We start from the raw sequence: 13,469 nt of genomic DNA on the forward strand, positions 1-13,469 counted from the left end.
GCTCGTGGGCCCCGTCGCATCAGGGTTGATAAACCTGCGCCAGCAGGTTGTGGAAGTGGGCGATGCCGTGCTCGCTGACGCCGCTGCCGGCGCCGTCGGCCATGATGCGCCCCTGGCCGCGATAGCCGCGCGATTTGAGGCCTTTTTGCACGCTCTCCACCAGCCGCAGATCTTCCGGGCGGAACACGTCGCGGTACCAGTCGATCAGTTTGAGCTGTTCGTCGCTCAAATCGGCGTTGGTGAAGTAAATGTCGTAGTGCTGCAGGGTGGTTTCCGCATCGACCGGGAACTCATAGATCACCGTCATCATGCCTTCCAGCGGCGGCATGTTGAACATGGTGCACGGCCACAGCCAGATGCCGTGGAAGCTGGCTTCTTTACCCTCTTCAAACTTGAACGACTGCTCGGAAGGGCGGGCGTAGCCGAACTGCAGCGTCCAGTTGCCGTGCAGGGTGTGCCAGTAGCGGTCGACCTGCACCGAGTCGGCGAAACCGGGGTGTGCCGGGCCGCAGTGGTAGCACTCGAGGTAGTTGTCGACGATGTTCTTCCAGTTGGCCGGGGTACGGGTGACGAAGCGCGCCGCCAGTTTGAGATCGTCTACCTGCGGGCAGGCTTCGCGCACTTTGGCGCCGAGGCCCGGCAGCTGGTCTTCCACCGTGCCGGCCTGCGAGTCCAGATTGACGTAAATAAACCCGGCGTACTCTTCGACCCGCACCGGCATCAGGTGCGAGTTTTCCTTATCGAAGTTCTGCACGTTTTCGCAGTTGCGCGCGTGCGCCAGTTCGCCGTCCAGCTTGAACGCCCAGGCGTGATAAGGGCAGGTGATGACGTTTTTCGCCCGGCCGTCGCCCGCCAGCAGCTGGTGGCCGCGGTGCGGGCAGACGTTGTAAAAGGCGCGCAGCACGTTGTCGCGGCCGCGCACCACCAGAATGTTTTCACCGATGATCTCGCGGGTGATGTAGTCGTTCGGTTCGGCGAGCTCGCTGCGGTGCGCCACGCAGATCCAACTGGTGGCGAACACCTGCTCTTTTTCGTGCTCGAACGCCGCCTGGTGGGTATAGAACCGGGCCGGAATGGTGTAAGCCTCGCGGGCGTCGGCGCAGAAATCTTTCGGTAAGGTAAATTCAGGGATCAGAGTGCTCATAAGTTAACCTTCCTCTTTTCTTATTGTCATTTCGCCATAGGGCGCGGTTGATACGACGATGGAGCGGAGAGTTCGGCGGCCGGCGGCACCTCGGGCAGCGCCGGCGCGCTGCTTTCGATCAGGTGCGCCGGGATGGCCGCGTAGTCCTGCTTCAGCCAGCGGGTGAAGCCGTAGGTTTTCACCAGCAGCACCAGCAGGAACGGCAGCGCGGTCAGGATCACCGTGGTTTTCATGGTGTCCAGCGAGGCGCCGGTGAACAGGATCGACAGCGGGATCAGGGTGATCACCACGCACCAGAACAGGCGCAGCATCGGGCTGGGATCTTGCCCCTCCTGCAGGTTGCGGGTGCTGGTGGCGGCCATGGTGTAGGCCACCGCGTCCATGTGCGAGGCCAGGAAAATGATCATGATGAACAGATAGGCGGCCAGGAACAGCTTGCCGAGCGGCAGCGCCGTCAGCAGCATCTGCACGGCGGTTTCGCCGCCTTGGGTGCTGAGGATCTCCGGCACGTTGAGCTGCCCGCTGATGAACTGGTGCATGGCGTAGCTTTCCAGCGAACCGAAGAAGAACCAGCAACCGAGGGTGCTGCCGAGCAGCAGCGCCCAGATCACCTCTTTAATCTTGCGGCCGCGCGAGACGCGGGTGACGAACATCGCCACGCCCGGGGTGTAAGAGATCCACCACAGCCAGTAGAACACCGTCCAGCTGCGGCTGAAGCTGCCGTCGCCCATCGGATCGGTGAACAGGCTCATCTGCAGGAAGTTTTGCGCCGTCAGGCCGATGGCGTTGATGGTGTTGTTGATGGTGAACTCGGTGGGGCCGACCAGCAGCACCAGCCCGGCGAAGGCGAATGCGCCCCAGCCGACCATTTTGCTCAGGCGCTGCATGCCGCCGTCGATGCCGATGTAGGAGCTGAGGCAGAAGATCACCGCCGCCAGCAGGATCACCGTCGCCTGCACCGCGAAATTGTCAGGGATGCCGGTCAGCGCCGTCAGCCCGCGGGTAAAGGTGGAGGCGGTCAGCACCAGCGAAATGGTGAGGGCGCCGACGGTGGCGACTAGGAAAATCAGATCCACCATCCGCCCGATCGGGCCGTTGGCGCGCACGCCGGTGATGGCGGAAATGATCCCCGACAGGCTGAGCCCTTTGTTCTTACGCACGTGGAAATGGTAGGCCATGATCAGCGAGGCGAGGGCGTAGGTCGCCCAGGCGCTCAGGCCCCAGTGGAAAAAGGAGTAGCTGATGCTGTATTCCAGCGCCTTCGGGGTACGCGGCGCGATGTTCAGCCCCGGCGTCTGGTAGTAATACGCCCATTCCATCACCCCCCAATACAGGGTGGACGAGCCCAGGCCGGCGCAGATGAACATGAACAGCCAGGCCAGCGTGGAGTATTGCGGTTTGCCTTCGCCGAGGCGGATGTTGCCGTATTTGCTCAACGCCAGATACAGCACCACCAGCAGGGCGATCAGCACCAGGATTTGAATGGTTGAACCGAACAGCCGGGTGACGCCGTTGAAAATGGTGTTGGCGATAAGCGCGGATTGAGCCGGAAAGAGCATCAGGCAAATGGCGATCAGCGCAATACTGCACAGGCTGATGGCGATGAGCGTGACATCCTTTTTAGGGTTGCTCTGCATGGGAGTGAACTCCTGTTATCGGTGGTGGGCCGGTGCGCGAAGCGTAGGGTGCGCCCGGGCCTTATTGGTTTGAACCCTTTGTTTTGTTACACCGCGAGGAGTAAACGCCCCGGCAGAACGCCGCCGAGAATATTTACTCTTCATTAACATTTTCGAGTGTGCACAAATTACAGGAGGGCCACAATTGGGGCATCTGTAAAAGGATAAAACACAGTATGTAAACAATTTGTTGTGATCTTGGCCGGGGTATTGGCGTGCTTTCTGCGGTGGTTTTCAGCGGATTTGCGGCGGCGATCGAAGCGGAAAAACGGACGTGGCAAAGCAGGGCGCGAAAGGGCGCCCTGCGCAGGAAAACCGGCGATGCTTAGCGTTGCAGCAGGGCGGCGATCGCCTGGCCAACTTGCTGGGTGGAGGCATCGCCGCGCATGTCAGGCGTGCGCGGCCCGTCGGCGATGATGCGCTCGATCGCCTGCAGGATGCCGTCGTGCGCCTGGCGGTAACGGGCATCGCCGTCGCCGAGGAAGTCCAGCATCATCGCGCCGCTCCAGATCATGGCGATCGGGTTGGCGATGTTCTTGCCGAAAATGTCCGGCGCCGAGCCGTGCACCGGTTCGAACAGCGACGGGAAGTTGCGCTCCGGATTCAGGTTGGCCGACGGCGCAATGCCGATGGTGCCGGTGCAGGCCGGGCCGAGATCCGACAGAATATCGCCGAACAGGTTGGAGGCCACCACCACGTCGAAGCGTTCGGGGTTCAGCACGAAGCGCGCGCACAGAATATCGATGTGCTGTTTGTCCCAGGCGATGTCGGGGTACTGGCGCGCCATTTCCGCCACGCGCTCGTCCCAGTACGGCATGCTGATGGCCATGCCGTTGGACTTGGTGGCGGCGGTCAGGCGTTTGCGCGGGCGCTGCTGCGCCAGCTCAAAGGCGTACTTCAGGATGCGGTCCACGCCCTGGCGGGTGAAGACTGATTCCTGGATCACCATTTCGCGCTCGGTGCCTTCGAACATCCGCCCGCCGAGCGAGGAGTATTCCCCTTCGGTATTTTCGCGCACCACGTAGAAATCGATGTCGCCCGGCTGCTTGTTTGCCAGCGGGCAGGGCACGCCGGGAAACAGCCGCACCGGGCGCAGGTTGACGTACTGCTCGAAGTCGCGGCGGAATTTCAGCAGCGAACCCCACAGCGAAATGTGATCGGGCACCGTATCCGGCCAGCCGACGGCGCCGAAATAGATGGCGTCGAAGCCCTTGAGCTGCTCAAACCAATCGTCCGGCATCATCTGGCCGTGGTGCTGGTAGTAGTCGCAGCTGGCCCACTCGAAGGTGGCGAACTCCAGCGACAGATCCCAGCGCGCCGCCGCCGCCTGCAATACCCGTATGCCTTCCGGCAACACTTCCCGCCCGATACCGTCCCCGGGGATAGCGGCAATCTTGTAAGTTTTGCTCATACAGAGGTCTCATTTGTAGGTAGGGGAGATTGACAACACTCTTATCCTATAATTGACTAACTGTTAATCAATCTCGAAAACGGTGAAACATAAAACACGAATCATGAACAATATGCCGATCCTGAGTGACCTGCGGGTGTTCGTGCTGGTAGCGCGCCGCGCCGGGTTTGCCGCCGCCGCCGAAGAGCTGGGCGTGTCGCCGGCCTTTATCAGCAAACGCATTGCGTTGCTGGAGAAGGCGCTGGACGTGTCGCTGCTGCATCGCACCACGCGGCGAGTGGCGATCACCGAGGACGGCGAGCGCATCTACGAATGGGCGCAGCGCATTCTCAACGATGTCGATCAGATGATGGATGAACTGTCCGAGGTGCGTCAGGCGCCGCAGGGCATGCTGCGCGTGGTCAGCAGCTTCGGCTTCGGCCGACGCTTCGTGGCCCCGGCGCTGTCGGCGCTGGCGCGGGAGTATCCGCAGCTGGAGCTGCGGCTCGACGTGTCCGATCGGTTGGTGGATCTGGTCAGCGAAGGGTTCGATCTGGATATCCGCATCGGCGACGATATCGCCCCCAATTTGATCGCGCGCAAGCTGGCGGACAACCAGCGCATCCTGTGCGCTTCGCCGGCGTATCTACAGCGCCACGGCGTGCCGAAAAGCGTGGCGGAGCTGGCGGGCCGCACCTGCCTGGTGATCAAGGAGCGCGATCACCCGTTCGGGCTGTGGCGGCTGCAGGGGCCGGGCGGCGAAGAGACGGTGAAAGTGACGGGGGCGCTGGCGTCGAACCACGGCGAAATCGTGCATCAGTGGTGCCTGGACGGGCAGGGCGTCGCGCTGCGTTCCGCCTGGGACGTGAAAGAGAACATCGACAGCGGCCGGTTGGTGCACATTCTGCCGGAGTATTTTCAGCCGGCCAACATCTGGGCGGTGTACGTTTCCCGGCTGGCAACGTCGGCGAAAGTGCGGGTGACGGTCGAATTTTTGCGCGACTATTTCCGCGAGCACTACGGCGAAACGGGGCCAGCGAGTGAAAATCCGCCGCGGCCTTGAGGCCAAAAACGTGCGCCAGATCATCTTATGCTCGTAAAACTCCCCTCCGTTACTTGTGGAACTGTTGCACCTGTTCCTTTTGCCAAAACTTTGGTTTATGCTCAGCTGAAGCGTTTCAGTTGAAGCACTCTTCGACAGAAATGCCGATGTGACGGCGGCGAAAAGCCGCTGAAGCGCAGGAATAATGCAAACGCGGCGATTCACAGCGGGCGGTGCGATCCACTACTCTATGCGGGTTAGTGAGACAACCAGTCAGCGCCGGCCCGGCGCCGGTGAGTCAGCCCGGCGGGACGGCCCTTTTTCAGGAGCAGCATGACCATCCGCATAGCGATAAACGGCTTTGGCCGCATCGGCCGCAGCGTATTGCGCGCACTGTACGAATCGGGACGACGGGCGGAAATCTCCGTGGTGGCGATCAACGAGCTGGCGAACGCCGAGGGCATGGCTCATCTGCTGAAGTACGATTCCAGCCACGGCCGCTTCGCCTGGGATGTGCGGCAAGAGTGCGACACGCTGAGCGTCGGGGACGACGCGATTCGCCTGTTGCATCAGCCGGCGGTGGAGCAGTTGCCCTGGGGCGAGCTGGGCGTCGACGTGGTGCTGGACTGCAGCGGCGTGTACGGCAGCCGGGCGGATGGCGAAGCCCATCTGGCGGCGGGGGCGAAGAAAGTGCTGTTCGCCCATCCGGGCGGCAACGATCTGGACGCCACCATCGTGTTCGGCGTCAACCATCAGACGCTGTTGGCGGAACATCGCATCGTGTCCAACGCCTCGTGCACCACCAACTGCATTATTCCGGTGATCAAGCTGCTGGACGACGCCTACAGCATCGAATCCGGCACCGTGACCACCATTCACTCGGCGATGAACGATCAGCCGGTGATCGACGCGTATCACGCGGATTTGCGGCGCACCCGCGCGGCGAGCCAGTCGATCATTCCGGTCGACACCAAGCTGGCCGCGGGCATCACCCGTATCTTCCCGCAGTTTTGCGATCGCTTCGAGGCGATCTCGGTGCGCGTGCCGACCATCAACGTGACGGCTATCGATCTCAGCGTCAGCGTGAGCGCCGCGGTGAAGGTGGCGGAGGTCAACCAGCTGTTGCAAAAGGCCGCACGGGAATCATTTCGTGGTATAGTTGACTACACGGAATTACCATTGGTCTCGATCGATTTTAACCATGACCCGCACAGCGCTATCGTCGACGGTACGCAGACCCGGGTCAGCGGGCAGCACCTGATAAAGACCTTGGTCTGGTGCGACAATGAATGGGGCTTTGCCAATCGGATGTTGGATACAACACGGGCAATGGCCGCCAGCGGTTTCTAGTACGGCGGCGCCGGCGTGATTGGCGCGCTGCTCAGGCAATTTTATAGAGATTCAATAAAGAGGGTTCACCATGTCTGTAATTAAGATGACCGATCTGGATCTGGCGGGTAAACGCGTACTGATCCGCTCCGATCTGAACGTGCCGGTAAAAGACGGTAAAGTGACTTCCGACGCGCGTATCCGCGCTTCCCTGCCGACTATCGAAGCTGCGCTGAAGCAAGGCGCCCGCGTGATGGTAACCTCCCACCTGGGTCGTCCTACCGAAGGCGAGTACAACGAAGAATTCTCCCTGCTGCCTGTTGTTAACTACCTGAAAGATCACCTGAAATCCCCAGTGCGTCTGGCGAAGGATTATCTGGATGGCGTCGACGTCGCCGAAGGCGAACTGGTGGTGCTGGAAAACGTCCGTTTCAACAAGGGCGAGAAGAAAGATGACGAAACCCTGTCCAAGAAATACGCGGCGCTGTGCGACGTGTACGTGATGGACGCGTTCGGTACCGCGCACCGCGCGCAGGCTTCCACCCACGGCGTGGGCAAGTTCGCGCCTGTCGCCTGTGCCGGCCCGCTGCTGTCCGCCGAGCTGGAAGCGCTGGGCAAGGCCCTGGGCAACCCGGCCCGTCCGATGGTCGCCATCGTGGGCGGTTCTAAAGTCTCCACCAAACTGACCGTGCTGGATTCCCTGTCCAAAATCGCCGATCAGCTGATCGTCGGCGGCGGCATCGCCAACACCTTCGTGGCGGCGCAGGGCAACAACGTGGGCCAGTCCCTGTACGAACCTGACCTGATCCCGAACGCGCAGAAACTGCTGGAAACCTGCGACATCCCGGTTCCGACCGACGTGCGCGTCGCGACAGAGTTCTCCGAAACCGCGACCGCGACCGTGAAGCAGGCCAACGAGATCCAGGACAACGAGCAAATTCTGGATATGGGCGACGTCTCTGCCGAGCGTTTGGCCGTTATCCTGAAGAACGCCAAGACCATTCTGTGGAATGGCCCGGTTGGCGTATTCGAGTTCCCTAACTTCCGTAAGGGCACCGAAATTGTCGCCCGCGCGATCGCCGATAGCGACGCTTTCTCTATCGCTGGCGGCGGCGACACTCTGGCAGCCATCGATCTGTTCGGTATCGCTGACAAAATTTCCTACATCTCCACCGGCGGTGGCGCATTCCTGGAATTCGTTGAAGGGAAACCGCTGCCTGCAGTCGTGATGCTGGAAGAGCGCGCTAAGCAGTAATTCAGACAACGGGAGGCGAAAGCCGCCCGTTTGTTTTATACCGCGCGGCTCACGCTGCGCGGCGTGAAAACATCGATTTACATCCATCTACGGCCGACGAAACAGGACAAAGTAACATGTCTAAAATTTTTGATTTCGTAAAACCGGGTGTCATCACGGGTGATGACGTTCAGAAAGTCTTCGCAGTTGCTAAAGAGAACAACTTTGCGCTGCCAGCGGTAAACTGCGTGGGTACCGACTCCATTAACGCAGTGCTGGAAGCCGCGGCTAAAGTGCGCGCGCCGGTCATCGTTCAGTTCTCCAACGGCGGCGCCGCGTTCATCGCCGGCAAAGGCGTGAAGACCGATGTGCCTCAGGGCGCAGCGATTCTGGGTGCCATCTCCGGCGCACACCACGTTCACCAGATGGCTGAACACTACGGCGTGCCGGTGATCCTGCACACCGACCACTGCGCGAAGAAACTGCTGCCATGGCTGGACGGCCTGCTGGACGCTGGCGAGAAGCACTTCGCCGCTACCGGCAAACCGCTGTTCTCTTCTCACATGATCGATCTGTCTGAAGAGTCTCTGGAAGAAAACATCGAGATCTGCAGCGCCTACCTGAAGCGCATGGCCAAAATCGGCATGACGCTGGAAATCGAACTGGGCTGCACCGGCGGTGAAGAAGATGGCGTGGACAACAGCCATATGGACGCTTCCGCACTGTACACCCAGCCGGAAGACGTGGCTTACGCGTACGAAAAACTGAACGCCATCAGCCCGCGCTTCACCATCGCTGCCTCCTTCGGTAACGTGCACGGCGTGTACAAGCCAGGCAACGTCAAGCTGACCCCGACCATCCTGCGTGATTCTCAGGACTACGTGTCCAAGAAATTCAACCTGCCGCACAACAGCCTGAACTTCGTGTTCCACGGCGGTTCCGGTTCTACCGACGCAGAGATCAAAGAGTCTGTGGGTTACGGCGTGATCAAGATGAACATCGACACCGACACCCAATGGGCGACCTGGGACGGCATCCTGCAGTACTACAAAGCGAACGAAGCTTACCTGCAGGGCCAGCTGGGCAACCCGAAAGGCGCCGATCAGCCGAACAAGAAATACTACGATCCACGCGTATGGCTGCGCGCAGCGCAGACCAGCATGGTGACGCGTCTGGAGCAGGCCTTCAAAGATCTGAACGCGGTAGACGTTCTGTAATCTTCGGCACCTGTTGCACGATGCAAAAGGCTCCCTGCGGGGAGCCTTTTTCGTTTTCAGCCCAGCAGGCCGGCGCCGACGTTGATAGACAGGCCCAGGATCAGCATGTTGAACACGAACGAAATAACCGACTGTACGAGCGCGATTTTACGCACCTCCGCGGCGCCGACCGCCACGTCGGCGGTTTGCGACGCGACCGCGATGGTGAAAGAGAAGTAGGCGAAGTCCAGATAGGTCGGCTCGGTGAGATTGCCGGGAAACAGCAGCGGCAAAGGCTCCTGCTGCGCACCCTGGCGATAAAATTGATGGGCGTAGTGCATGGTGAAGGCGGTCGGCAGCAGCAGCCAGGAGACCGCCAGCGTTCCGCCGGTTAACGCCAGATGCAGGGTTTTCAGCGAGTCGCTGGCCTGTTTGGCGCTGCTCAATTCGAACAGGATCGCCAGAATGCTCACCAGACAACCGAAACTGACCAGCGCCAACACCGTGCTGGCGCTTTCATCCTGCCGCCGGGCGATCTGGCGAATGTGCTGCGGCGTGCTGACCAGCATCAGTCGCCAGAGAAACAGCAGGTAGAGCCAGGCCAGCGTATTCCAGCCGATCATCAAGCGCTGCAGCAACGAGAGCTGGGCGGGCAGCAGCAGAAAGCACAACAGCCCGGCGCCGACGGAAAACAGCAGCCTGGGCCGCACTTGCCAATAATGTTTGAGCGAAGAGCGAATGTGCATGAAGAACGGATCCCTTGTCGTGAAATGGCCAAAGCGCTGTTTTCAGCATAGAAGAAGCGGCGAGCGGTTTCGGCTATTTTTAACGCTGACGGTTGGCATGAGCCTTTAATGTTGGTTACCCTTAGGCGGTGGTTTCCGACTGGCTGCCGAGGCCAGTGTATTTTTGCGAGTTTCTCCCGTTAGGGACTGAGTTAGGACGACACGAATGAAAGATTTGAATGTAGTAGACGGCATCAACGGTGCCGGCAACTGGTTGGTGAAGAACCAGGATCTGTTGATCCAGTACGCGGTGAATATCGTCGCCGCCATCGTTATCCTGATCATCGGTTCGATCGTGGCCCGCGTGGTCGGTAATGCGCTGAACCGCGTGATGAAGCTGCGCGGCATCGACGCCACGGTGGCAGACTTCCTGGCGGCGATCGTGCGCTACGGTGTGCTGGCGTTCACCTTCATCGCCGTGCTGGGGCGTGTCGGCGTGCAGACCACCTCGGTGATCGCCGTGCTGGGCGCCGCCGGTTTGGCCGTCGGCCTGGCGCTGCAAGGTTCGCTGTCCAACTTCGCCGCCGGCGTGCTGCTGGTGATCTTCCGTCCGCTGCGCGTGGGGGAATATGTCGATCTGGGCGGCGTGGCCGGTACCGTCGATCAGGTGCAGATTTTCTCCACCACCCTGCGTACCGCAGACAACAAAACCATCGTGGTGCCGAACGGTAAAATCATCGCCGGCAACATCATCAACTATTCTCGCGAGCCGAACCGCCGCGTGGATATCGTGGTAGGCGTGGCCTACAACGCCGATATCGACGTGGTGAAGAAGGTGCTGGGCGATGTGATCGCCGCCGACAAGCGCATCATGCACGCCAAAGGCGTGACCGTGCGTCTGAACGAGATGGCGCCGTCTTCCCTGAACTTTGTCACCCGTTCCTGGACCACCAACGCGGAATACTGGAACGTGTACTTCGATCTGATGGAAAACTTCAAGCGCGCGCTGGATGCCCACAACATCGGCATTCCGTTCCCGCAGATGGACGTGCACCTGTATCGCACCGAAGACGCTTCCGCCAAGGCGGAATAACAGAGAAGGGGGCCTTGGCCCCCTTTTTCATTACAGGCCGAGACGTCTCCAAGGGCGTCTCGGCCTTTTCTTTTCCGCGAGTTCAGGCGCCGGCGACCGGCTTGGCGAGCGGTGCGCGGCGGCGCAGGCTGAGGCGATAGAGCAGGAAGATGGCGCCCGCGCCCAGCAGCGCCGGCAGCGCCAGCCAGAGGAAGAACACTTCCGCCGAGCCGGCGGCGGTCATCATCCAGGCGCCGAGCATCGAGCCGACGATCGAGCCGAAGCGGCCATTGGCCATGGCCCAGCTGACGCCGGTGACGCGGGCCGCGGTCGGATAAAGGGTGGCGGAAACCAGATTCAGGCCGTTCTGCGCGCCGGCCACGCCGAAGCCTATCAGGAACACGACGGCGGCCAGCGTGTAGACGTCGCCCATCAGATACCCGGTCGCGCCGATCACCAGCGCGGCCCCCAGGTAGGAGACGGCCAGCACGCGGTAGGGCCCGATCCGGTCCATCAGCAGCGCCATCAGGATGGCGCCCAGGGTGCCGCCGAGCGGCACCATCGCCCCGATGCGCGAGGCGTGGACGATATCGTAACCGGCGTCTTTAAGTATCGTCGGCAGCCAACTGGTAAGCAGGTAGAACACGAACAGCGAGCAGAAGAACGCCGCCCACAGCAGCAGGGTGCGCGCGGCGCGCCCTTCGATAAACAGGTGCGAGATCGGCGACTTGGCCTGTGCCGGGCGCTCGTCATCGACAATGGTTATCCCCGTCCAACGTTGGCCGGTGATACGCTCGACCACCCGGCGCAGCCGATCGGCATGCCTGGCGCTGGCGGCCATAAAGCGCACCGATTCGGGCATCTGCCAGGCCAGCAGCGGCAGCAGCGCCAATGGCGCGATGCCGCCGACCAGCAGCACTCCGCGCCAGCCAAATGCAGGAATGATCTGCCCGGCCAGCAGGCCGCCCAGGGCCAAGCCGGCGGTAAAGCCGCTCCAGCTCAGGGTGACCATTAGCATGCGGCGGCGCGCCGGTGAGTACTCCGAGCTGAGGGTGATGCAGGTCGGTATCGCGCCCCCGAGGCCAATGCCGGTGATGAAGCGCAACAGGGTCAGGGATTCGATCGAATGCGTATAGGCCGAAGCCAGGGTGCAGCCGCCAAATACCAGCACCGCGACGAGCAGCACGCGTTTGCGGCCGATGGCGTCGGCGATCGGCCCGAACAGCAGGCTGCCGATCAGCAGGCCGAACAACCCCGCGCCGAAGGCGGGGGAGAGCTGCGAGGGCTGCAGGCCCCACTCTTCGCGCAGCGCCGGGGCGATATAGCCGATGATGGCGGTATCGAACCCGTCCAGCAGGGCGATCAGGAAACACAGGGTGAGGATGAGGATTTGATAAGGCGAGATCCTGGCGCGATCGATAATTTCGCTGATGCGAGCGGTATCTGGGCTCATGAGGGTTCCACTGTTATTAAGCTGGTGTGGGCTGGCTGAGGGGCCGTTCAGGCCGCTGTGGCTGGCATCGCGTAGAAATCCGAGTATACACCAGAGCGGGGGCGTTGCGGGGAGGGGGAGTCGATGATCATCGTCCGCCGCAGGAGGCTACTGCGGCGGGCGATGGCGCGATTATTTGGCCAGCAGTTCTCGGCGCACGATCTCGGCGCCGGCACTCAAGGCATTCAGCTTGCCGCTGGCGACCTGACGAGGCAGGGGAGCCATGCCGCAGTTGGTCGACGGATAGAGCTTGTCGGCATCGACAAACTGCAGCGCTTTGCGCAGCGTAGCGGCCACTTCCTCCGGCGTCTCAACGGTATGATTCGCCACATCAATGGCGCCGACCATCACTTTTTTGCCGCGAATCAGTTCCAGCAGATCCATCGGGACGTGCGAGTTATGACACTCGAGCGAGATAATATCGATGGTAGACGTTTGCAGCTTAGGAAACGCCTCTTCATATTGCCGCCACTCTGAGCCCAGCGTCTTTTTCCAGTCGGTATTGGCCTTAATGCCGTATCCATAGCAGATATGCACCGCCGTTTCACACTTAAGCCCTTCAACGGCCCTTTCCAGGGCGGCGATGCCCCAGTCATTCACCTCGTCAAAGAACACGTTAAATGCGGGCTCATCAAACTGAATAATGTCGACGCCGACGGCCTCGAGCTCTTTGGCTTCCTGATTGAGGATCTTGGCGAACTCCCAGGCCAATTTTTCGCGGCTTTTATAGTGGTTGTCATAGAGCGTGTCGATCATGGTCATCGGCCCCGGCAGGGCCCATTTAATCGGCTGCTTGGTCAGCTGGCGTAAAAATTTGGCGTCTTCAACGAAAACGGGCTTTTGGCGCGCCACCGCACCCACGACGCTCGGCACGCTCGCCTCATAGCGATTGCGGATTTTAACCACTTCGCGTTTCTCGAAATCGACGCCGCTGAGGTGCTCGATAAACGTCGTGACGAAGTGTTGGCGCGTTTGCTCGCCATCGCTGACGATATCGATGCCAGCCTGTTGTTGTTCAGCCAGCGACAAACGCAAGGCGTCCTGTTTTCCTTCGATTAATTCTTCATTTTGCAATTTCCAGGGCGACCACAGGGTTTCCGGTTGGGCCAGCCAGGAAGGTTTAGGCAAGCTGCCGGCGGTCGAGGTAGGGAGCAATATTTTCATAATAG

At 60.7% G+C, this 13,469-nt stretch carries 11 protein-coding genes; 5 read left to right on the forward strand and 6 right to left on the reverse strand.

Annotated features, from left to right (window positions below; all coding sequences use genetic code 11):
• Positions 1–19: 19 nt before the first annotated feature.
• The 3 genes from ACJ8IN_RS04530 to ACJ8IN_RS04540 form a co-directional block, all read right to left on the reverse strand.
• Entirely contained in the window at positions 20–1,144 is a 1,125-nt protein-coding gene (locus tag ACJ8IN_RS04530) for an aromatic ring-hydroxylating oxygenase subunit alpha (protein ID WP_033635879.1), read from the reverse strand.
• Positions 1,145–1,170: 26 nt separating this feature from the next.
• Positions 1,171–2,781, reverse strand: a complete 1,611-nt coding sequence (locus ACJ8IN_RS04535; protein ID WP_060424092.1) for a BCCT family transporter — start codon at positions 2,779–2,781, stop codon at positions 1,171–1,173.
• 364 nt (positions 2,782–3,145) lie between these two features.
• A complete protein-coding gene (locus tag ACJ8IN_RS04540; RefSeq protein WP_033652189.1) occupies positions 3,146–4,231 on the reverse strand; it encodes a tartrate dehydrogenase in 1,086 nt (361 codons plus the stop codon).
• 82 nt (positions 4,232–4,313) lie between these two features.
• Between ACJ8IN_RS04540 and ACJ8IN_RS04545 the strand changes: the two genes are divergently transcribed.
• From ACJ8IN_RS04545 to fbaA, 4 genes are all read left to right on the forward strand, one after another.
• Positions 4,314–5,273 carry a LysR family transcriptional regulator gene (locus ACJ8IN_RS04545; RefSeq protein WP_275428462.1) on the forward strand — a complete coding sequence of 320 codons (960 nt, stop codon included), beginning with the start codon at positions 4,314–4,316 and terminating at the stop codon, positions 5,271–5,273.
• 312 nt (positions 5,274–5,585) lie between these two features.
• Positions 5,586–6,602 (forward strand): erythrose-4-phosphate dehydrogenase, encoded by a 1,017-nt coding sequence (gene epd / locus ACJ8IN_RS04550; RefSeq protein ID WP_004931582.1) that lies wholly within the window; start codon positions 5,586–5,588, stop codon positions 6,600–6,602.
• A 70-nt stretch (positions 6,603–6,672) separates the two neighbouring features.
• The gene (pgk, locus tag ACJ8IN_RS04555; RefSeq protein ID WP_025160206.1) at positions 6,673–7,836 is read left to right on the forward strand and encodes a phosphoglycerate kinase; all 1,164 of its coding nucleotides are present in this window, start codon (positions 6,673–6,675) and stop codon (positions 7,834–7,836) included.
• Between the two features lie 116 nt (positions 7,837–7,952).
• A complete protein-coding gene (gene fbaA / locus ACJ8IN_RS04560; protein WP_025304179.1) occupies positions 7,953–9,032 on the forward strand; it encodes a class II fructose-bisphosphate aldolase in 1,080 nt (359 codons plus the stop codon).
• Between the two features lie 56 nt (positions 9,033–9,088).
• On the opposite strand, the gene ACJ8IN_RS04565 is transcribed toward fbaA, so the two are convergent.
• Positions 9,089–9,757, reverse strand: coding sequence for a DUF1345 domain-containing protein (locus ACJ8IN_RS04565; RefSeq protein ID WP_033635872.1), 669 nt, complete (start codon positions 9,755–9,757; stop codon positions 9,089–9,091).
• A 205-nt stretch (positions 9,758–9,962) separates the two neighbouring features.
• On the opposite strand from ACJ8IN_RS04565, the gene mscS reads away from it, so the two are divergent.
• A complete protein-coding gene (gene mscS, locus ACJ8IN_RS04570) occupies positions 9,963–10,829 on the forward strand; it encodes a small-conductance mechanosensitive channel MscS (protein WP_033635871.1) in 867 nt (288 codons plus the stop codon).
• Between the two features lie 82 nt (positions 10,830–10,911).
• On the opposite strand, the gene ACJ8IN_RS04575 is transcribed toward mscS, so the two are convergent.
• Together ACJ8IN_RS04575 and ACJ8IN_RS04580 are read right to left on the reverse strand one after the other, a co-directional pair.
• Entirely contained in the window at positions 10,912–12,261 is a 1,350-nt protein-coding gene (locus ACJ8IN_RS04575; RefSeq protein ID WP_060452071.1) for an MFS transporter, read from the reverse strand.
• A gap of 171 nt (positions 12,262–12,432) precedes the next feature.
• Positions 12,433–13,464 carry a methionine synthase gene (locus tag ACJ8IN_RS04580; RefSeq protein ID WP_308326022.1) on the reverse strand — a complete coding sequence of 344 codons (1,032 nt, stop codon included), beginning with the start codon at positions 13,462–13,464 and terminating at the stop codon, positions 12,433–12,435.
• Positions 13,465–13,469: the final 5 nt, after the last annotated feature.

Origin of the sequence: Serratia sp. CY31944 (genome assembly GCF_052169175.1) — a bacterium.
Taxonomy (GTDB): domain Bacteria; phylum Pseudomonadota; class Gammaproteobacteria; order Enterobacterales; family Enterobacteriaceae; genus Serratia; species Serratia sarumanii.